Origin of the sequence: Kitasatospora sp. NPDC093550 (assembly GCF_044764985.1) — a bacterium.
GTDB lineage: Bacteria > Actinomycetota > Actinomycetes > Streptomycetales > Streptomycetaceae > Kitasatospora.
Genome location: NZ_JBIWJF010000033.1, coordinates 1 through 19,565, shown reverse-complemented (window position 1 = coordinate 19,565; position 19,565 = coordinate 1). Strand labels below are relative to the sequence as shown.

17 protein-coding genes are annotated in these 19,565 nt (G+C 75.0%); 11 read left to right on the top strand and 6 right to left on the bottom strand.

Going from position 1 to position 19,565, the window contains the following annotated elements; genetic code table 11:
- Positions 1-174: 174 nt before the first annotated feature.
- Positions 175-765 carry an isochorismatase family protein gene (locus tag ACIRD3_RS34455; protein WP_402224469.1) on the bottom strand — a complete coding sequence of 197 codons (591 nt, stop codon included), beginning with the start codon at positions 763-765 and terminating at the stop codon, positions 175-177.
- 149 nt (positions 766-914) lie between these two features.
- On the opposite strand from ACIRD3_RS34455, the gene ACIRD3_RS34450 reads away from it, so the two are divergent.
- Positions 915-2,072 carry a GlxA family transcriptional regulator gene (locus ACIRD3_RS34450; RefSeq protein ID WP_402224466.1) on the top strand — a complete coding sequence of 386 codons (1,158 nt, stop codon included), beginning with the start codon at positions 915-917 and terminating at the stop codon, positions 2,070-2,072.
- Here the strand turns inward: ACIRD3_RS34450 and ACIRD3_RS34445 are convergent.
- Both ACIRD3_RS34445 and ACIRD3_RS34440 read right to left on the bottom strand, forming a co-directional pair.
- Positions 2,053-3,588, bottom strand: coding sequence for a sensor histidine kinase (locus ACIRD3_RS34445; protein WP_402224463.1), 1,536 nt, complete (start codon positions 3,586-3,588; stop codon positions 2,053-2,055). The genes ACIRD3_RS34450 and ACIRD3_RS34445 overlap by 20 nt on opposite strands.
- A complete protein-coding gene (locus tag ACIRD3_RS34440; RefSeq protein WP_402224460.1) occupies positions 3,585-4,301 on the bottom strand; it encodes a response regulator transcription factor in 717 nt (238 codons plus the stop codon). Before ACIRD3_RS34440 ends, ACIRD3_RS34445 begins: the two co-directional genes overlap by 4 nt.
- A gap of 266 nt (positions 4,302-4,567) precedes the next feature.
- Here ACIRD3_RS34440 and ACIRD3_RS34435 point away from each other — a divergent pair, with 266 nt between their 5' ends.
- The 7 genes from ACIRD3_RS34435 (at position 4,568) to ACIRD3_RS34405 (ending at position 11,960) form a co-directional block, all read left to right on the top strand.
- Positions 4,568-5,947, top strand: a complete 1,380-nt coding sequence (locus ACIRD3_RS34435) for a ferric reductase-like transmembrane domain-containing protein (RefSeq protein WP_402224457.1) — start codon at positions 4,568-4,570, stop codon at positions 5,945-5,947.
- A gap of 106 nt (positions 5,948-6,053) precedes the next feature.
- Positions 6,054-6,581, top strand: coding sequence for an FMN-binding protein (locus ACIRD3_RS34430; RefSeq protein WP_402224455.1), 528 nt, complete (start codon positions 6,054-6,056; stop codon positions 6,579-6,581).
- 30 nt (positions 6,582-6,611) lie between these two features.
- A complete protein-coding gene (locus tag ACIRD3_RS34425) occupies positions 6,612-7,364 on the top strand; it encodes an FAD:protein FMN transferase (RefSeq protein WP_402224604.1) in 753 nt (250 codons plus the stop codon).
- 219 nt (positions 7,365-7,583) lie between these two features.
- On the top strand, positions 7,584-8,858 hold the full coding sequence (locus ACIRD3_RS34420; protein ID WP_402224453.1) for a sensor histidine kinase: 1,275 nt from the start codon (positions 7,584-7,586) through the stop codon (positions 8,856-8,858).
- Positions 8,846-9,511, top strand: a complete 666-nt coding sequence (locus ACIRD3_RS34415) for a response regulator (protein WP_402224452.1) — start codon at positions 8,846-8,848, stop codon at positions 9,509-9,511. Before ACIRD3_RS34420 ends, ACIRD3_RS34415 begins: the two co-directional genes overlap by 13 nt.
- 84 nt (positions 9,512-9,595) lie before the next feature.
- A complete protein-coding gene (locus ACIRD3_RS34410) occupies positions 9,596-11,236 on the top strand; it encodes a phytoene desaturase family protein (protein ID WP_402224451.1) in 1,641 nt (546 codons plus the stop codon).
- A gap of 109 nt (positions 11,237-11,345) precedes the next feature.
- Positions 11,346-11,960: a TIGR03086 family metal-binding protein gene (locus ACIRD3_RS34405; RefSeq protein ID WP_402224449.1), complete on the top strand. Its 615-nt coding sequence runs from the start codon at positions 11,346-11,348 to the stop codon at positions 11,958-11,960.
- Between the two features lie 250 nt (positions 11,961-12,210).
- Here ACIRD3_RS34405 and ACIRD3_RS34400 read toward each other — a convergent pair whose 3' ends face one another.
- Positions 12,211-12,921, bottom strand: a complete 711-nt coding sequence (locus tag ACIRD3_RS34400) for a hypothetical protein (RefSeq protein ID WP_402224446.1) — start codon at positions 12,919-12,921, stop codon at positions 12,211-12,213.
- A 500-nt stretch (positions 12,922-13,421) separates the two neighbouring features.
- Between ACIRD3_RS34400 and ACIRD3_RS34395 the strand changes: the two genes are divergently transcribed.
- Both ACIRD3_RS34395 and ACIRD3_RS34390 read left to right on the top strand, forming a co-directional pair.
- Positions 13,422-14,324, top strand: a complete 903-nt coding sequence (locus tag ACIRD3_RS34395) for a nuclease (protein WP_402224444.1) — start codon at positions 13,422-13,424, stop codon at positions 14,322-14,324.
- A 156-nt stretch (positions 14,325-14,480) separates the two neighbouring features.
- Positions 14,481-15,659 (top strand): alpha-hydroxy-acid oxidizing protein, encoded by a 1,179-nt coding sequence (locus tag ACIRD3_RS34390; RefSeq protein ID WP_402224441.1) that lies wholly within the window; start codon positions 14,481-14,483, stop codon positions 15,657-15,659.
- Positions 15,660-15,777: 118 nt separating this feature from the next.
- Here ACIRD3_RS34390 and ACIRD3_RS34385 read toward each other — a convergent pair whose 3' ends face one another.
- Positions 15,778-17,556 carry a DUF885 domain-containing protein gene (locus ACIRD3_RS34385; RefSeq protein WP_402224438.1) on the bottom strand — a complete coding sequence of 593 codons (1,779 nt, stop codon included), beginning with the start codon at positions 17,554-17,556 and terminating at the stop codon, positions 15,778-15,780.
- Between the two features lie 149 nt (positions 17,557-17,705).
- Between ACIRD3_RS34385 and ACIRD3_RS34380 the strand changes: the two genes are divergently transcribed.
- On the top strand, positions 17,706-18,824 hold the full coding sequence (locus tag ACIRD3_RS34380; RefSeq protein ID WP_402224436.1) for an ABC transporter substrate-binding protein: 1,119 nt from the start codon (positions 17,706-17,708) through the stop codon (positions 18,822-18,824).
- A 43-nt stretch (positions 18,825-18,867) separates the two neighbouring features.
- Here ACIRD3_RS34380 and ACIRD3_RS34375 read toward each other — a convergent pair whose 3' ends face one another.
- Positions 18,868-19,416 (bottom strand): hypothetical protein, encoded by a 549-nt coding sequence (locus tag ACIRD3_RS34375; protein WP_402224434.1) that lies wholly within the window; start codon positions 19,414-19,416, stop codon positions 18,868-18,870.
- Positions 19,417-19,565: the final 149 nt, after the last annotated feature.

Genomic DNA, 19,565 nt, shown 5'->3' with positions numbered 1-19,565 from the left:
TCGACGGCCCGTCGGCCGCTCCCCCGGTCAGGCTGGAACCCCGGACGTCCTTGACGACGGGGCGGCGTCCGGATGACGGACCGGACGCCGACGGCCGGCGGGGAGCGAGCCCGGGGCTCGGCCCCCACGCGAGCCACCCGGGCCCGCTCTCCGCCGCCACACCCTCCTCGGGCCTCAGCCCAGGTCCGCCGGGGACTCCACCACCACCCCGTACAGGTCCGTGATCGTCGCCAGCGCGCTGCGGTGGACCTGCTCGGCGGTCAGCTCGGTGCCCGCCGAGGGCAGCGGCCGGGTCGCCGAGGCGGCGGCCACGACGGTCGGGCGGTTGCCGCGCAGGAAGGCGGAGGCGGTGGTGAAGGTGACGCACATGTGGGTCATGAACCCGGCGACGACCACGTCCTGGTGGCCGGCCGCGTCGACCAGCTCGGCCAGGTCGGTGCCGGCGAACGCGTCCGGCACCTGCTTGACCACCACCCGCTCGCCCTCGGCGGGGGCCACGCTCGGGTGGATCTGCCCGATCTCGGCGCGGACGTCGTACGGGGTGCCCTCGCCGCCGTCGTTCATCACGTGGATGACGGGGGCGCCGGCGGCCCTGGCCCGGGCGAGCAGGTCGGCGGCGGCGTCGAGCGCCTCCCGCCAGCCCTCCAGCTCCATCACGCCGCGGGTGTAGGTGTTCTGGTAGTCGATCAGGATCACGGTCGAGTCGCCGAGCGCGGCCGGCTTCTCGTCGAGTCCGCTGAGGGTGCGCAGGGTCGTCGTGGGCACGGCGGTGCCGCCTTTCGGAGGTGGAAGGGAGAGTGGCGTTCCTGCAGGTCACAGGTGGTGTTCCTGCCTCCGGAAACGCTACGGTCAGCGCTCGCGTGTCAGCAATGTCGTCTAACCTGCAGATTCCGACATCACGCCTAGGAGGCCGGGTGGAGACCGAGACCGAGACCGAGACGGTGGCTGAGACCGAGTCAGAGGGCGTGCGGCGGCTGATCGTCATCGTCCTGTTCGAGGGCGTCGACCTGCTGGACGTGACCGGCCCGCCGGAGGTGTTCTCGCTGGTCCGGCGGGAGACCGGCGACGCGACGGGCTACCGGGTCGTCCTCGCGGCCGAGACCATGGCGCCGGTCACCACCGCGGCGGGCGTGCGGATCCTGCCCGACCTCACCTTCGACCAGGCCGCCGGGGGCGGCATCGACACCCTGCTGGTACCCGGCGCGGTCGAACTGGACGAACGGCGGCGGGTCCACGCGGTCACCGACCCCGCGGTGGTCGACCGGGTCCGCACCCTGGCCGGCCGCTCGCGCCGGGTCGCCAGCGTCTGCGTGGGCGCGCACCTGCTCGCCGCCGCCGGGCTGCTGGACGGCCGGCGCGCCACCACCCACTGGTCCACGGCCGACCAACTCGCCGCCGAGTACCCGGCGATCGAGGTGGACGCCGATCCGATCTTCATCCGCGAGGGCGAGGTCTGGACGGGCGCGGGCATCAGCGCCTGCCTGGACCTCTCACTCGCCCTGGTGGCCGAGGACTTCGGCGAGGAGCTGGCGCTGCGGGTCGCCCGCCAGCTGGTGATGTACCTCAAACGTCCCAGCGGACAGAGCCAGTTCAGCGTCCCGCTGGAGCCGGTCTCGACCACCCGGCGGATCGAGGAGCTGCGCCACCACATCCTGCGCAACCTCTCCGGACGGCTCACCGTCCCGGACCTCGCCGCCCACGCCAACGTCAGCGAACGGCAGCTGACCCGGATCTTCAAGACCGAGCTGGGCACCACCCCGAGCGCCTACGTCGAATCGGCCCGGGTCGAACTCGCCCGCCAGCAGCTGGAATCGGGCGACGCCACGCTCGAACGCATCGCCACCGCCTGCGGGTTCGGCACCACGGACACCCTCGTCCGAGCGTTCCGCCGCCGCCTGGACACCACCCCGACCGACTACCGGCAGCGCTTCCGCACGGCCGGCGGCGGGGCCCGGAACGGGGGCGCGGGTGAGGCTCGGGGCGGCGGCGCGGGCGAGGCCCGGGACGGGACCGGAGGCGGCGGCGCGGGAACGGACACCGCCACGGGCCGCGCTACGGCAGCCGGACGGTGAACACCGTACGGCCCGGTCGGGCGGCCGCGTCCACCGTGCCGCCGTGCGCCCGGACGACGGCCCGGACGATCGCCAGCCCGAGCCCGGTCGAGCCGGTGGCCCGGGAGCGGGCGCGGTCGCCCCGGACGAAGCGCTCGAAGACCCGGTCGAGCAGCTCCGGCGCGATCCCCGGCCCGTCGTCGGTCACGCTCAACTCGACCTGACCGGCGCCCGCGCGCCGGAGACCCAGCTCCACCCTGGTACCGGACGGGGTGTGGATCCGGGCGTTGGCCAGCAGGTTGGCCACCACCTGGCCCAGCCGGTGCCCGTCGCCCCGGACCAGGACCGGCTCCTCGGGGAGGGCGAGGCGCCAGCGGTGGTCCGGCCCGGCGGCGCGGGCGTCGGCGACGGCGTCGAGGGCGATCCGGGTCAGGTCCACTTCGTCCTCCGCCAGCGGGCGACCGGCGTCCAGGCGGGCGAGCAGCAGCAGGTCCTCGACGATCGTGCCCATCCGCACCGCCTCGGCGTCGATCCGCTCCAGCGAGTGCCGCACCGGCGCGGGCACGTCCCCGGGGTGGCGCAGCGCCAGCTCGGCGTGGCCGCGGACGGCCGCGACCGGGGTGCGCAGCTCGTGGCTGGCGTCGGCGGCGAACGCCCGCAGCCGTTCCTCCACCGCGTGGCGGCGGGCGAGGGCGTCGCCGACATGGCCGAGCATCCGGTTGAGCGCCGCGCCGACCCGGCCGACCTCGGTGCGCGGGTCGTCGTCCGGCACGCGTTCGGCCAACAGGACCTCACCGCTGGCCAGCGGCATGGCGCTGACCCGCTCGGCCGTGCCCACCACCCGTTGCAGCGGGCGCAGCGACCAGCGGACCCAGAGCGCCCCGGCCGTGCCGGCGGCCGCGACGGCGATCGCGAAGACCGTCAGCTCGAGGGTCTCCAGCCGCCGGACGGTGTCCTCGGCCGGGCGCAGCGGAAGGCCGCTGACCAGCACGTCGCCGTCCCGCCCGGCGACCGCGCGGACCCGGTAGGGGCCCTGCGCCGGGCCGAGGTCGAGGGTGCGGGCCGGTCCGCCGATGGGCAGGGCGGCGAGCGCGCGCTGCTGGGCGGGAGTGAAGGTGATCCGGTCGTCCTCGTCGCCGGGCCCGTCCGCGCTGGGTCCGTCCGCGTACGCAGGATCAGCTCCGGGGGTGTCCGCGTCGTCGGCGTCACCGTCGACCACCCCCGCCGCGGTGACCCGGCCGCCGAGCAGCCGGACCCCGAGGGTCCCGGGGGGCTGTGCCCGGGTGTCGGGCAGGCCGCCCTGGCCTGCGTGCTCCAGGCTCGCGGCGTAGCGGCCACCGGACGCGGCGAGCTGCTGGTCCAGGCGGTCGACCAGGAAGTGGCGCAGCGCGGCCGTGGTCGCGAGGCCGACGGCCGCGCAGGTCACGACCAGCAGCACCAGCAGGCCGGCGATCAGCCGGGCCCGCAGGGTGCGGGGGACCAGCCCGGCCCGCAGCCGGCGGGGAGTGCGCACGGCGCGGGGGAAGCCCGTCCTCATGGCGCCGCCTTGATCAGGTACCCCGCGCCGCGCACCGTGTGGATCATCGGACTGCGACCCGCGTCCACCTTCTTGCGCAGGTAGCTGATGTACAGCTCGACGATGTGCGCCTGCCCGCCGAAGTCGTACGACCAGACCGCGTCCAGGATCTGCGCCTTGCTGAGCACCTGCCGGGGGTGGCGCATCAGGTACGCGAGCAGCGCGTACTCCGTCGGGCTGAGCTCGACCGTATCGCCGCCGCGGGTGACCTCGCGGGCCCGGTCGTCCAGGACGAGGTCGCCGAGCACCAGCGCGTGCGCGGACGGCCGGTGCGGGGCGCCGGGCGGGGCGGCCCGGCGCAGCAGTCCGCGCAGCCGGACGACCACCTCCGCCAGGCTGAACGGCTTGGTCACGTAGTCGTCACCACCCGCCGCGATGCCCGCGATCCGCTCCTCGACGGCGTCCCTGGCGGTGAGGAAGAGCACCCGTACCTCGGGCTGCTCGGCGTGCACCCGGCGCAGCACCTCCAGGCCGTCCAGGTCGGGCAGCATCACGTCGAGCACCACCGCGTGCGGCCGCCAGACCGCGGCCGCCTCCACGGCGGCCCGGCCGGTGGTCGCGCCGCGCGCCTGCCAGCCCTCGTAGCGGACGGCGCCGCAGACCACCTCGACCAGGTCCGGCTCGTCGTCGACGACCAGGACGCGCCACTCCGGGCGGTCGGCGGTGTCGTCCATGCTGCTCCCTCGGTCTCGTGCCGCACGCGCCGGTGCCGTGCGCACGGACGGCACCGGCGTTCATCCTGGACCCCCGCGATGAGAAAGCCCTGAGACCTCCAGACCTGGTGCACCGCCGGCCCACCCCTCCTGACCTGGAGCGATGTTCCCGAACCGGCCCGCACCGGCCCCCGGGGGCCGCTCCCGTTCAGAGGCGACTCAGAGCTTGCGGTGCGATCGTGGCTCGCCTCGGCGGCACCCGCCGCCGGGCGCTGAGGAGGTTCCCGATGACCACTGCCGCCGCTCCGCCGTCGCGGCCCGGGCCCCGGCCGACGCCGACCGGCCGCGGACACCGCGCCGCGCCGCGCGCGCCCTTCGCCCCGGCGCCGGCGGTCGCCCTCGTCCTGATCGCCGTCGGCGCGCTGGGCGTGCTCGCGCTCTGGTGGTCCGGCACCCCGGCGGTCGTCGGCGCGGCCGGCTGGCTGACCGGCGCCGGACGGATCACCGGACTGCTGGCCGGGTACGCCGCCCCCGTGCTGATCCTGCTGATGGCCCGGCTGCCGCCGCTGGAGCGGCGGGTCGGCGCGGACCGGCTGGCCCGCTGGCACTCCTTCGGCGGGCGGTGGCTGGTGGCCGCCGTCTCGGTGCACGTGCTGACGGTCGTCTGGGGCTACGCGCTGACCGACGGGCGCGGGCTCCTCGGCGAGGGCGTGGAGGTCGTCCTGCACTACCCCGAGATGATCAAAGCCACCCTGGGCACACTGCTGCTGCTCGGCACCGGCGCGGTCTCCGCCCGGGCCGCGCGCCGCCGCCTCCCGTACGAGACCTGGTACCACCTGCACCTCGCCACCTACCTGGCCGTGGCGCTCGCCTTCTCCCACCAGCTCGCCACCGGCGCCGACCTCGGCGGCGGACCCGGCCGGGCCGCCTGGTACGCCCTCTACTTCGGAACGGCCGCGCTGCTCGGCTGGTACCGGATCGCCCGGCCGTGGCTGCTCGACCGGCGGCACCGGCTCCAGGTCGCCGAGGTGCGGCCGGAGGGACCGGGCGTGGTGTCGCTGTTCCTGACCGGACACCGGCTGGACGAACTCCGCGCCGAGCCCGGCCAGTTCTTCCGCCTCCAGTTCCAGGCACCCGGACTGCGCTGGGCCGCCAACCCGTACTCGCTCTCCGCACCGCCGCACCCGCGCTTCCTGCGCTTCACCGTCAAGGACCTCGGCGGGCACAGCGCCGCCGTGGCCGGCCTGCGCCCGGGCACCCGGGTGCGCGCGGAGGGCCCGTACGGCGCGTTCACCGGGCGACGGCAGCGGCAGCGTCGGGTCCTGCTGCTCGGCGCGGGCGTCGGGATCACCCCGCTGCGCGCGCTGTTCGAGACGCTCCCGGGCGAGCTCACCCTGGTCCAGCGGGCCCGCCGCCCGGAGGACGTGCTGTTCCGGGCCGAGCTGGCCGACGTCGCCCGGCGGCGCGGCGCGGTGGTGCACGAGCTGCTCGGAACCCGGGAGGAGGTCGGCGACCTCGGTGCGGCGCTCGCCCGGCTCGTCCCGGACCTCTCCGGCCAGGAGGTCTACCTGTGCGGCCCGGAGGCGCTGACCGGCGAGGCCGTCCGCGCGCTGCGGGCGGCGGGGGTGCGGCGGGGGCGGATCCACCACGAGAACTTCTCCTTCTGAACCCTGCCGACTGAACCCTGCCGACTTCTCCTTCTGAACCCCGCCCCCCTTTCCCGTGCCCACCCGTCTTCCCGGGTCCGCCGTCCTTCGAGGAGCCTCGTTTTCCATGCGCCGAGCCGTCGTCAGCAGTGCCGCCACCGCCGCCGGGGTGGTGCTGTTGCTCTCCCTCAAACCGCACCAGGCGACCGGACCGACCCCGGTGATCGGCTCGGCGCCGGACGCCGGGTCCGCCTCCGGTGCCGGATCCACCACCGGTGCCGGATCCACCGCCGGAAGCGGCTCGGACGTCTCCGAGCCGTCGACCACCCCCTCCGCCGGACCGTCCGCGAACCCGTCCGCGGCCGCCTCCCCGGGAGCCGCCCGGAAGGTCGGCGGCGACACCGTCAACACCCGGTACGGGCCGGTGCAGGTCCAGGTCACCCTCGCCGGGAGCCGGATCACCGCCGTCGACGTGGTCAAGTACCCCACCGCGGAACGGCGCGACCGAGAGATCAACACCTCCGCCCTGCCCGTGCTCAACCAGGAGGCGATCTCCGCCCAGAGCGCCCGGATCGACGTGGTCAGCGGCGCGACGTACACCAGCGAGGGCTACATACGGTCTCTGCAGAGCGCCCTCGACCGGGCGAAGGGCTGAGGCGCCGTGCTCCGCCACGCCGAGCCCGTGATGGGCACCGTCTTCTCGATCACCGTCCGCGACCCGGGACCGGAGACGCCCGACGTGCTCAGCCGGATCGCCGAGCGGCTGCACCGGATCGACGCGGTCTTCTCCACCTACCGGCCCGACAGCGACATCAGCCGCCTCGACCGGGGTGAACTGTCCCCGGGCGACTGCGATCCCGAGGTCCGCACGGTCCTGGCCGCCTGCCGCCAGGTGGCCGCCGAGACCGACGGCTGGTTCACCGAACGGCCCGGCGGCAGGCTCGACCCCAGCGGCTGGGTCAAGGGGTGGGCCGTCGAGGAGGCGGCGGCCCTGCTGCACTCCTCCGGCTCCCGGCAGTACTGCGTCAGCGGCGGCGGGGACGTCCAGACCGGCGGCGGGCCCTGGCGGATCGGCATCGCCGACCCCGGCCACCCCGGCCTGCTCACCGCCGTCCTCGCCGGCCACGGCCTCGCCGTCGCCACCTCCGGCACCGCCGAACGCGGCCCGCACATCCTGGACCCGCACACCGGCCGCCCGGCCACCGGCCTGGCCTCCCTCACCCTGGTCGGCGCACCGGGCACCGGCATCGCCCGCACCGACGCCTGGGCCACCGCCGCCTTCGCCATGGGCCCGGACCGCGCCCTCGCCTGGGTCGCCCGCCGCCCCGGCCTCGAAGCCCTCGCCGTCCTCCCGGACGGCACCAAACGCTGGACCCCCGGCCTCCCCGACCGCCTCCCCGCCACCGGCCCGTCGGACTGGCAGACCGCTGTCCGCTGACGGCGGGTCGATTCATCGTCTCGTTGATCCCGACCGTCCACCGCGCCGGGAAGGTCCGGACCGCCGGTGAACGGCGGAGCAGCAGCAGGCGGCCCGCGCGGTCCCCCCACCCTCGTGATCGCCCGCCCCGTTGTGAGCTCGGCGGCCGCACAGCGGAAGGGCCTCTCACCCGCCGGTGCTAGGGTGATCGAGGAGTCGACGCGGAGGCACTGAACGATCGTGCGGGCAGCGGGAATCGCCGCAGGAGCAGCGGTCCGGTCGACGGTTCGGCGCTTCCCCTCCGCCGCCGGGTACGCACTGCTCTGCCTCGGCACCGGTCTCGGCGCCCTGGTCGGGCTCGTCCTGCTGCTCGCCGTCCTCGCCCTGTGCCTGACCGGAATCGGCCTGCTGCTCGTCCCCCACGCGCTGCGACTGCTGCGCCGCTGCAGCGGGTTCCACCGCCGGCTGGTCGGCCGCCGGCTGGGAGCCGAGGTCCGCTCGCCGTACCGTCACGCGCCGACGTCCCCGCGCGATCCGGCCGTCCGCAGGGACCTGCTCTGGCTCCTCGCCCACGGCACCGCCGGCACCGCCCTGTGCGCCACCGCCCTCACCCTCTGCAGCCACGCCTTCAACTGGCTGACCGCGCCCGTGTGGTGGCAGTTGCTGCCGCGTGAGCGGGACGCCGTCATCCTGCTGAACGTCGACTCCTGGCCCATGGCGGCCACGGCCGCGGTCGGTGGGATCGGCTACGCCGCCGTCGCGCTGGCCGCCGCCGGGCCGCTCGCCGACCTGCACGCACGGGCCTCCCGCCGGCTGCTGGTGGCCCGCGGCCGCGCGTCGCTCGCGCAGCGGGTGCACGAGCTGACGGTGAGCCGGTCCGAGGCCCTGGACGCCCACGCCGCCGAGCTGCGCCGGATCGAACGCGACCTGCACGACGGCGCCCAGGCCGACCTGGTGGCCGTCTCGCTGCGGCTCGGTGTGATCCGCCGGGCCCTCACCCACCGCCCGGACGACGTCGCGGAGTTGGTGGACTCGACCCAGCTGGTCGCCGAGCAGGCCCTGGAGTCGCTGCGCGCCCTGGTGCGCGGCATCCACCCGCCGGTGCTCGCCGACCGCGGCCTCACCGAGGCCGTCCGCTCCCTCGCCGCCCACTGCCCCGTCCCCACCCGAACCGACCTGGCCGACCCCGCCGACCCGGCCGGGGCCGGCCCCGGCGCCCCACCGCGCCGCGCGCCCGCCGCAGCCGAGGCCGCGGCCTACTTCGTGGTCGCCGAGGCGCTCACCAACGTCGCCCGGCACAGCGGCGCCCGCACCGCCCAGGTCCGGCTGCGGATCACCGGCGGGGCGATCACCGTGCGGATCGAGGACGACGGACGGGGCGGCGCCGCCGAGGGCTCCGGCAGCGGGCTCCCCGGTCTGCGCCGGCGCGTCGCCGCCTTCGACGGCACGACCGACCTGTCCAGCCCGCCCGGGGGCCCGACCGTACTGGAGGTGCGCATCCCATGCGGATCCTGATCGCCGAGGACAACGCCCTGCTCCGCGAGGGCCTGGTGCTCCTGCTGACCAGCGAGGGCCACGAGGTGTGCGCGACCGTCGAGCACGGCGACGAGCTGCTTCCCGCCCTGCTCGACCACCGCCCCGACGTCGCCGTGGTCGACGTCCGCCTGCCGCCCGGCTTCCGCGACGAGGGCCTGCGCGCCGCCGTCGAGGCCCGCCGCCGGCTGCCCGGACTCCCCGTCCTGATCCTCTCCCAGTACGTCGAACGCGCCTACGCCACCGAGCTCCTCGCCCGGAGCGCCGCCGGCGTCGGCTACCTCCTCAAGGACCGCGTGGGCCGCGCCGAGGAGTTCCTCCAGGCCCTCACCCGCGTCGCCGGGGGCGGCACCGCCCTGGACCCCGAGGTCATCACCCACCTCATGGCCCGCCACCCCGGCCACGACCCGCTCGCCGCCCTCACCCCGCGCGAGCGCGAGGTCCTCGCCCTGATGGCCGAGGGCCACAACAACCCCACCATCGCGACCCTCCTGTTCATCGCCGAGAGCTCGGTGAACAAGCACATCGGCCACATCTTCACCAAACTCGGCATGCCCACCCCCGACACCGGCCACCGCCGCGTCCTCGCCGTCCTCACCTACCTCCGCACCCGCACGGCCCACTCCACCCCGTAGCGCGCGTCCGGCTGCTCGCCGCAGGGGCGGCGGCGCCGCCGCACGGCTGTTCCGTGTCCCCGGGTTGTGGCGTAGCGTGGCCGGATGAACACGAACGCGTTCTCGCGGTACGACGTCGTGATCGTCGGCGGCGGGCACAACGGGCTGGTGGCGGCGGGGTATCTGGCGCGGGCCGGGCGGCGGGTGCTGGTGTTGGAGCGGCTGGCGCGGGTGGGTGGGGCGGCCGTGTCGACGCGGGCGTTCCCCGGCGTGGACGCGCGGCTGTCGCGCTACTCGTACCTGGTCAGCCTGCTGCCGCGGAAGATCGTCCGGGAGCTCGGGCTGCGGCTGGAGCTGCGGCGGCGCCGGATCGCCTCGTACACGCCCGTCGAACGGGACGGGAAGCCCACCGGCCTGCTGGTGGACGCGGGCGATCCGGGACGGACCCGGGAGTCGTTCCGGGCGCTGACCGGCGGCGACCGGGAGTGGCAGGCCTGGCAGCGGTTCTACGGGACGACCGCGCGGGTCGCCGAGCGGGTGTTCCCGACGCTGACCGAACCGCTGCCCTCGCGGGCGGAGCTGCGCCGGCGGGTCGCGGACGAGGAGGCCTGGACGGCGCTGTTCGAGGAGCCGCTCGGCGCGGCGATCGAACGGAGCTTCGCCGACGACCTGGTGCGCGGTGTGGTCCTCACGGACGCGCTGATCGGCACCTTCACCCACGCCCACGACCCCGCGCTGCGGCAGAACCGCTGCTTCCTGTACCACGTGATCGGCAACGGGACGGGTGACTGGGACGTCCCGGTCGGCGGGATGGGCGCGGTGACGGACGCGCTGGCGGAGGCCGCGCTGGCGGCCGGCGCGGAGATCAGGACCGGCCACGAGGTGACCGCCATCGCCGCCGAGCGCGCCCCCGGCGACGGTCGCCCGGCCGGCCGCGCCGAGGCCGAGGTGGCGTACCGGGACCTGGCGCGGGGAGGCGAGGGGACGGTGGCCGCGCACCGGGTGCTGGTGAACGCCGCGCCCGCGACCCTGGCCCGGCTGCTGGGCGAGGACCCCGGGCCCGCGCCGGAGGGCGCCCAGCTGAAGGTCAACATGGTGCTGCGCCGCCTGCCGCGGCTGCGGGACACCTCCGCGGACCCGCGCGAGGCCTTCGCGGGGACCTTCCACATCGCGGAGGGGTACCGGCAGTTGGCGGCCGCGCACGCCGAGGCACAGGCCGGCCTGCTGCCCTCGGCGCCGCCGTCCGAGATCTACTGCCACACCCTGACCGACCCGTCGATCCTGGGCCCGGAGGCCGTCCGGCAGGGGCTCCAGACGCTGACCCTGTTCGGTCTGCACATGCCCGCCCGGCTGTTCGGCGACCCGGCGGCCGATCCGGCGGCCAAGGAGCGCGCGCTGGCCGCGAGCCTGGCGCAGCTGGACGCGGTGCTGGCCGAGCCGATCGCCGACTGCCTGGCCACGGACGCCGACGGCCGGCCCTGTCTGGAGGCGAAGACACCGCCGGAGCTGGAGCGGGAGATCGGACTGCCGGGCGGCCACATCTTCCACCGCGACCTCGCCTTCCCGTTCGCGGAGGAGGGCCGAGCGACCGAAGGCGCCGCCGGCAGTGCCGCCGCCCGCTGGGGTGTGGCGACGGACCACCCGAACGTCCTGCTGTGCGGGGCGGGAGCGGTGCGCGGCGGCGGCGTCAGCGGCATCCCGGGGCACAACGCGGCGCGGGCCGTCCTGGAGGACCCGGCGCGCTGACGGGGAGGCGCCGGGCGGGCACCCACGGCAGTCGTTTCCTCCCAAACCTGGCAAGTCACTCCCGGTGGCGGTTTACTGAGAGTGAGCAGGGCAGGAGGGAGGCCCTCCGATGGAATGTCCGCACCCACCCGGGTTCCACGTCGAGGTCCGTGAACGCTACGTCGCCGCCGTGGCGGAGGTGACCCGCCTGGTGCGGGCCGTTCCGGAGGACGGTTGGACGGCGCCCACGCCGTGTCGGGACTGGGACGTCCGCACGCTGGTGAACCACCTCGCCGCGCAGCACCTTTGGGTCTGCCAGGCGGTGGCCGGCTACACCCCGGAGGCGATCGGCCGCCGGTTCGGGGGCGATGTGCTCGGTGTCAACCCCGTCGGGGTATGGGCGATGGCCGCCGACACGGCGGTGCACGCGCTCCACCAGGAGGGCGCCCCGGACCTGCTGGTGCACCTGCCGTACGGGGTGCGCGACGCCGGCGGGTACGCCCGTGAGCTGACCGCCGAGACCGTCGTGCACAGCTGGGACCTCGCCCGGGCGCTGGGCGAGAACGGCCGGATGCCGCCGGGCTCCGCCCAGTACGCGCTGGAGGAGTTCCAGGGCTACCACAACCTGGCCGGCACCGGCCTGTTCGACCCACCGCTCGTCAGCGCGCCGGGCGCCGACAGCCAGGAGCGGCTGCTGGCCCTCACCGGTCGCGACCCGAACTGGTCCTACGACGCCCTGCGTTGACCGGTGCCCGACGGTCGCACGAGGAGCCCCGCGATTGCGCCGCACGAACGAGCCGCCGGGAACGGACAGGACGGACGGAGCAGGCCGACGGACCAGACGGACGGACCGCACGAACAGCCGCTTCCCGGGAACCGCCGGCACCGCCGGACCCCCGCGCCCGGATCCGGGCGCGGGGGCGGCGCGGAACTTCCGGCGGACAGCTGACCTGACGGTCCATCAGGAACACCAGGGCCGCAGGACCGCAGGACCGTCAGGCCTTGGCCAGCATCCAGGCGCCGAGGCCGTTGCAGCCCCCGGCCGAGTAGGTGGTGGCGCGGAAGCCGGGCGGGACGGGCGAGCCGGGGCAGGTCCACAGGCCGGCCCGGGCGGTGTTGTGGTACCAGGAGCCGGCGCCGTCACAACCTCCCTGCTGGTGGCCGGTGATCACGTAGCCGGCCACCACCGGGGAGCCCGAGCAGGTCCAGATCCCGTCGTGCGGCAGGCCGTGCTGCCAGGAGCCGATGCCGCCGCAGCCGGCCCGGAAGTGGTTGGTGATGACGTACCCGGGCACGACCGGCGAGCCGGAACAGGTCCATATGCCGTCCTTGACCACACTGTGGCGCCACGAGCCGATGCCCCGGCAGCCGTACGTCGTGTGGTCGGTGATCACGTAGCCGGCCACCACCGGGGAGCCGGAACAGGTCCAGATGCCGTCCTTCACCGGCTGCTGGTACCAGGAACCGAAACCGCCGCAGCCCGCGGGGTCGTGGTCCGTGATGACGTTGCCGGCGTCGACGGGCTGCCCGGAGCAGGCCCAACGCCCCGCGGGCCAGGCGGGCTTGGCCTCCGCCGAGGCCATGCCGGAGACCGTGCCGCCCAGGACGACGGCCGCGACCAGCGCGAACGCCGCCGCCGCGGCTCCGATCCCCCTTCCGACGACCACGGCGGCCGCTCGCTCCCACAGCTGACGGACACTCATCATCGATCCACTCCAGTCGAGTCGGGGACAGGGGGGAGCGTTCCGCCCGCTGCCCGGCGGCGGAACGAGTGCCACCTTACGGGGAGGCGGGGTGAGTGTTCCGTGGAGGTTCCAGGAAATCCGCCCCGGGCGGCACCTTGTCCGAAACCCGTCATGACGCCCGCCGCCCCGGTGACCCGTCGGCCGCCGTGAAGCCCACCGTCAGGCCGCCGTCGGCCGGTTCCTCACGGTGCGTGACCGGTTCCCGCTCCGGGTGACATCGTGCCCGGACGGGCGCATGGTGGAAGGAAGGACGATGCGGACGACCGCCACCGGATCCGCCGCCCGAGGCCCTGGCCGGGCCCGACAACCCGAAACCCGACAGCCCGCAACCCGACGACCCGCACGCGGACAGACTCTCGCGGACAGACTCTCGCGGACGGACCCACGCGGACGGACCCACGCGGACAGACCTCCGGCCCGGTGCCCCGGCGGTGGCGCCCTGTCAGATCCGGGAGGCAGACATGTCCATGGTCCTCATCACCGGCTCCTACCAGGCACTCCACGACCGCCCCGACGGCGACACCGTGCACTTCCTGCCGCAGGACCCGGGCTTCTGGTGCGACGTCCCCGGCCGGAACCGGGTCGACCGCGACGAGCACGGCGGCGCCTCGCTGCGGCTGGACGCGATCGACGCCCTCGAAACCCACTACAAGGGCGTCGGCCCGGACTTCGCGCACCAGCCGCTGGGGCTCGGCGCGCACGCCGCCCGGGACGAGCTGCTGAACTGGCTGGGCTTCACCAACGTCGTGCAGGACGCCGAGGAGAAGGTCACCGCCTCGACGCCGACGGCCGTCCCCGGCTACATCCTCACCGGCGGCGCCGACGTCTTCCACCGCTGCGTCGCGCTGGTCGGCCGCGGCTCCCCTCCGAACGTCGGCGACCCCCCGAAGCCCGCGCGCAGCGGCTTCCGGCTGGACGTCACCGTCGACATGCTGCACCAGACCGTCAACCACCACCTGCTGTCGCTCGGGTTGGTCTACCCGACCTTCTACCAGGGCCTGCCCGACAACCTGCGGGCCGACCTGACCGCCACCGCGCAGCAGGCCCGCACGGCCATGGCCCCCGGCAGCGTATGGCAGCACGACGCGACCACCACGGGTGCGAAGATCGAGAGCCTCGACTCGATCACCGAGGACGTGGTGATGCTGCCCAAGCTGTTCCGCCGCCTCGTCGACTACGTCCGGCTGTTCGGCCCCGACCTGTCCTGCCTGCTGCCCTTCCTGGCCGGCGGCGGCGACGAGTTCACCGTCCCCGAGCAGCGGAAACCGCCGATCGTCGGCCTGCAGCACGTCGTCGAGATCACCAACAGCAACACCGTACGGATGACCCGCCCCATCGAGGACCTGCTGTTCACGGAGAAGTAGCCGGCCGCCCACCCCTGCCGCACCGCACCGCCGCACCGACCCATCACCGCGCCCTTCCTTCCACCGCGCCCTACCCACCGGCACCGTCCACCGCGAGAATGCCGGGGCGCCGCCCGTCCGCGGGCGGAGGGTGACGGCGAGAGGACGGCGACCGGGATGAGCCCCGAGATCGGCACGCGGTTCGGCGACTACCAGTACGAGATCTACCTGAACGGGCTGGCCGGCGTGCTGCCGACGCTGCCGATGACCTTCGCCGAACTGGAGGCCCGGGCCCGGGCCGCGCTGCCGCCGTCGGTCCTCTCCTACGTCGAGGGCGGCGCCGGGGACGAGTCCACCCAGCGGGCGAACGTCACCGCCTTCGAGCGGTGGGGCCTGGTGCCGCGGATGCTGGTCGGCGCCGAGGAACGGGACCTGTCGGTCGGACTGTTCGGGATGCGGCTGCCGTCGCCGCTGTTCATGGCGCCGGTCGGGGTGCTCGGACTCTGCGCGCAGGACGGCCACGGGGACCTCGCCACCGCCCGCGCCGCCGCCCGCACCGGGGTGCCGATGGTCGCCTCCACCCTGACGGTGGACCCGCTGGAGCAGGTCGCCGCCGAGTTCGGGGACACCCCGGGCTTCTTCCAGCTCTACACCCCCACCGACCGGGCGCTGGCCGAGAGCCTCGTACACCGTGCGGAGGCCGCCGGCTTCAAGGGCATCGTGATCACCCTGGACACCTGGGTCCCCGGCTGGCGCCCGCGCGACCTGGCCACCGCCAACTTCCCGCAGCTGCGCGGCCACTGCCTGGCCAACTACACCTCCGACCCGGTCTTCCGGGCCCGCCTCGCCAAGGCCCCGGAGGAGGACCCGCAGGCCGCCGTGCGGGAGTGGACCGGCGTCTTCGGCAACCCGCTGACCTGGGACGACCTGCCGTGGCTGCGCTCGCTCACCGAGCTGCCGATCCTCCTCAAGGGCCTCTGCCACCCCGAGGACGTCCGGCGCGCCAAGGACGGCGGCGTGGACGGCGTCTACTGCTCCAACCACGGCGGCCGCCAGGCCAACGGCGGCCTGGCGGCCCTGGACGCGCTGCCCGGCGTCGTCGAGGCCGCCGACGGCCTGCCGGTCCTGTTCGACTCCGGGGTCCGCACCGGCGCGGACGTCGTCAAGGCGCTCGCGCTCGGCGCGACGGCGGTCGGCGTCGGCCGCCCGTACACCTACGGCCTGGCGATCGGGGGCGAGGACGGCATCGTGCACGTCCTGCGCTCACTGCTCGCCGAGGCCGACCTGCTCATGGCCGTCGACGGCTACCCCGGCATCGCCGACCTGCGCGCCGACGGTGCTCTGCGCAGGCTCTGACGATCCGTCTGACCCGCGCGTGCGTAGGGCCCCGGCGGCCGCGAACCCCCGGGGCCGGTCGCTCGCGGCGTGACGCTGACGGCCCGTCGCTCACGGCGCGTCGCTCACGGCCCGTCGCTCACGGCGCGACGTGGTCGACGGCCAGGTCGTCGAGGCCGACCGAGCCCCGGGAGAGCACGCTCGTGTGCCAGGCCCGCAGGTCGAAGTCGGCGCCGAGGCGCCGCCGGGCCGCCTCCCGGCTGCGCAGCCAGGCCCGTTCGCCCAGCTTGTAGCCGATGGCCTGGCCGGGCCATCCCAGGTAGCGGTCGATCTCGCTGCTGCGGCGGGGGATGTCGCTGCCGTGGTGGGCGGCCATGAAGGCGGTGGCGAGCTCCGGGGTCCAGCGTTCGCCGGGATGGAAACCGGAGTCGGCGGGGATCGCCAGTTCCAGGTGCATGCCGATGTCGACGATGACCCGGATGATCCGCAGCATCTGCTTGTCCAGGTAGCCGAGGCGCCGGGCCGGGTCGGTCAGGAAGCCCAGCTCGTCCATCAGGCGCTCGGCGTACAGGGCCCAGCCCTCCTTGTCGGCGCTGACCGCGCCGAGGGTGATCTGGTAGCTGCTCAGACGGTCGGCGCAGGCCGTCCACCGGGCCGTCTGCAGGTGGTGGCCGGGGACACCCTCGTGGTACCAGGTGCTGACGAGCTGCCAGGTCGGGAAGGAGCGCCGGCCGAGGGTCGGCAGGTAGGTCCGGCCGGGACGGCTGAAGTCGAGGCTGGGGCCGTTGTAGTACGGCGCGCCCGAGCTTCCCGGCGGCGCGATCCGGGTCTCCACCCGGCGCACCGGGCCGGTGAGGTCGAAGTGGGTGCCGTCGAGTGCGTCGATCGCCTCCTCGGTGATCTGTTGCAGCCAGGCGCGGATGTTCTCCGCGCCCTCGATCGCGTGGCCGTGCCCGTTGAGGTGGTCCATGGTCTCCCGGACGCCGGCCCCGGGCAGGACCCGCTCGGCCTCGGCCCGCATCTCGGCGACCGTCCGGTGGAACTCCTCCCACGCCCAGGCGTAGGCCTCGGCCGGGTCGACCTCGGCGCCGTTGGCCCAGCGGGCGGAGCGCAGGTAGCGTTCGCGGCCGACGGCGTCCGGGGTGCCGTCGGCGGCGGGCAGGTAGGTGGCGAGCAGCCAGTCGCGGAAGGCCGCCACGGCGGCGGTCGCGCGTGCGGCGGCGGCGTCCAGTTCGGCTCGCAACCGGGCGGGGCCGGCCGCCACGAAACCGGTGAACCAGCCGGCGCCGTCACCGTCCTGGCCGGTCCAGGCGGCGAGCTGGGCGATGACGGCGTGCGCCTGCCGGGGCGCGCACAGCAGGCCCCGGTCGATGCCCACGGCCAGGGTCGCCCGGTAGCCGTCGAGTGCGCCGGGCAGGTTGCGCAGCCGCCCGGCGACCGCCGCCCAGTTCTCCTCGGTGTCGGTGGGCATCATGGTGAAGATGCTCCGCACCTTGTGCAGCGGCGAGTTGACGTTCCGCAGCTGGCGGAGGTGGTCCCCGGCCTCGTGCACGGCGAGTTCGGCGGTCAACCGCTCCCGCAGCAGCCGGGCGCAGTCCCGTTCGGCGCCGTCGTGGTGGGTGCCCTGGTGGTCGGTGCCCTCGTGGTGGGTGCCCTCGTGGTCGGCGCCCTCGCGTTCGGCGCCGCCGTGCGGTGTCCCGAACTCGGCCGTACCGACGGCCCGTTCGGCGGTGTCGAGCGCGGCCAGCGTCCGCCGGGCCAGGTCGGCGAGCGCCTCGAAGCCCTCCGGCGACAGGTCGGGCTGCCGGTCGTCCTCGGGGTGCAGGCCGAGTCTGGTCGAGGTCATCGGGTCGAGCGCGGCGCTCCTGGCCACGTGGTCGTCGGCGATCCTGCGGAAGGTCCTCGTCGTCTCGGGCATGCGCCCCATGCTGGCGCACCGCTCGGGCCGCTGTCAGCGGCGCGTGCCAGGGCTTGAGACCGTGCGCCTGGCGTGTTGGGGTGTCAGGTGCGCGCGCGATCAGCCTGATGCGCGGGCCGTAGCCGCATCGTGACTCGGAGACTCCGCCCATGAACACGCCACCATCGCCCTCCGCTGCGGAAAGGGCCGGAGGGCCGTCCGTCCGGCTCGGCGCCCTCGTCCCGCTGACCCGGCCTGGCTGGGTCGAGGCCGGCCGGCACCTGCTCGCCGGACTCGACCTGGCCGTCGGCGAGGTCAATGACGCCGGTGGGATCGGCGGGCGTCCCCTGGAGCTGGTGGTCCGGGACACCGCCGCCGACCCGGAGAAGGCCGCGGCGGCCGTGGACGAACTGGCCGACCTGGGCGTGGCGGCCCTGGCCGGGGAGTACCACAGCGTGGTCGCCCGTGCCGTGGCCGCCAGGGCCGACGCGCTCGGCGTGCCGTTCCTCTGCTCGTCGGCGGTCCTCGACGCGCTCACCGAACAACCGACGGAATGGGTCGCGCGGCTCGCCCCCGCCCAGTCCCACGGCTGGCGGGTCTACGCGGACTTCCTGCTCGGCACGGGCCACCGCCGGATCGCCGTGGCGACCCAGCCGAGCGTCTACTGGGCGTCCGGCACCCGCATCCTGCGGGAGCGCCTCGCTGCACGTGGCGGCAGCCTCGTCGAGCTCGACACGGGCGCGCTCACCCCCGGAGCCGTCTGCGACGAACTCGTCCGGCAGCGCGCGACGGCCCTGCTGCTCCTGGTCGGCGCCCCCGAGCCGGCGGTGTCGATCGTCGAGTCCGTCCGCCGCGACCGACGTCTCGCCGGGATCCTGATCGGCGCTCCGGCCGGGCAACCGGAGTTCGCCGAGTGGTCGGCGCGGCTGGGCGACGACGGCGCGGCCGTCCCGTTCCTGCGCTACCTGCCCGAGCACGTCGGCCCGCTCGGCACCCGGGTCGGAACAGCGCTGCGCGAACGGCTGGGCGAGGCACCGTCCTTCGTCGCCTTCGAGGGCTACGACACCGTCACCGTCCTCGCCGAGCTGCTGCGTTCCGAGGGCGCGGACGCGGACCGGACGAAGATCGCCGCCGCCTGGCCACGGGTGGCCGTCGAAGGGACCCGCGGACCGATCCGGCTCTCCCGCGCCCCGGGGATCGGCGTCTGGCAGTGGGCGTGGCCGCCCGTCCAGGTCGTCGACCGCGATCCGGCCGACCCCGCCCGCTTCCGTGTCCTCCACACCGGCTGAGCGCACGGAGGCCCGGGCATGCCGGGGCGGCGGACAGCGGCAATCAGGCAGGACGGCACGCGGACGCGACTCCAGGGGTGGAGGGGGGCGGAATGCGGGCCACGAGTTCGTGGGCGGCCCGGGTCAGATGGGCGCGAACGTCGTCCGGGTACTGGGCGCCGACGGGGTCCATGAGCGCCACCATCGCATCGACCATGGGCGCCAACTCCTCGCACCTCCCGTAGGCCTCGGCCACGTCCTCGACGATGAGTGCGGCGCCCTCGACGGGGTCGAGCCACCCGCCGACGATCTCGGCGGCCCACCAGCGGGCGAGCGCCAGCCGGCCCTCCCAGTAGTCCTCGGGTGGATGGAAGCAGAAGCCGAGTTCGTCCATCACCTGGCCGAACAGCTCCGAGGCCTGGTCCTCCTCACCGCGGAAGAGCGCGGCGAGGAGGACCAGCGACGGGGTGTCCACGCCGGCGACCAGAGCGCGGACCGCTGCCCCGATCAGAAGAGCCGGGTCAGCGCGCCGGCCGTCGACCCACCCGTGGGCGATCTCCCGAAGTTCCTGCAGCGCCTCCGCCGCCGTTGCGGGGGCTTCGCTCGTCGTCATGGCGGCATGATGCCACAACGCGGCTCCAGGTCGATCTCCGGTTATTCTGACGGACCGGAAATGCGAAGAACCCCCATCCGGTGACCGGATGGGGGTTCTTCGTGAATGATTGTTCGGCGGCGTCCTACTCTCCCACAGGGTCCCCCCTG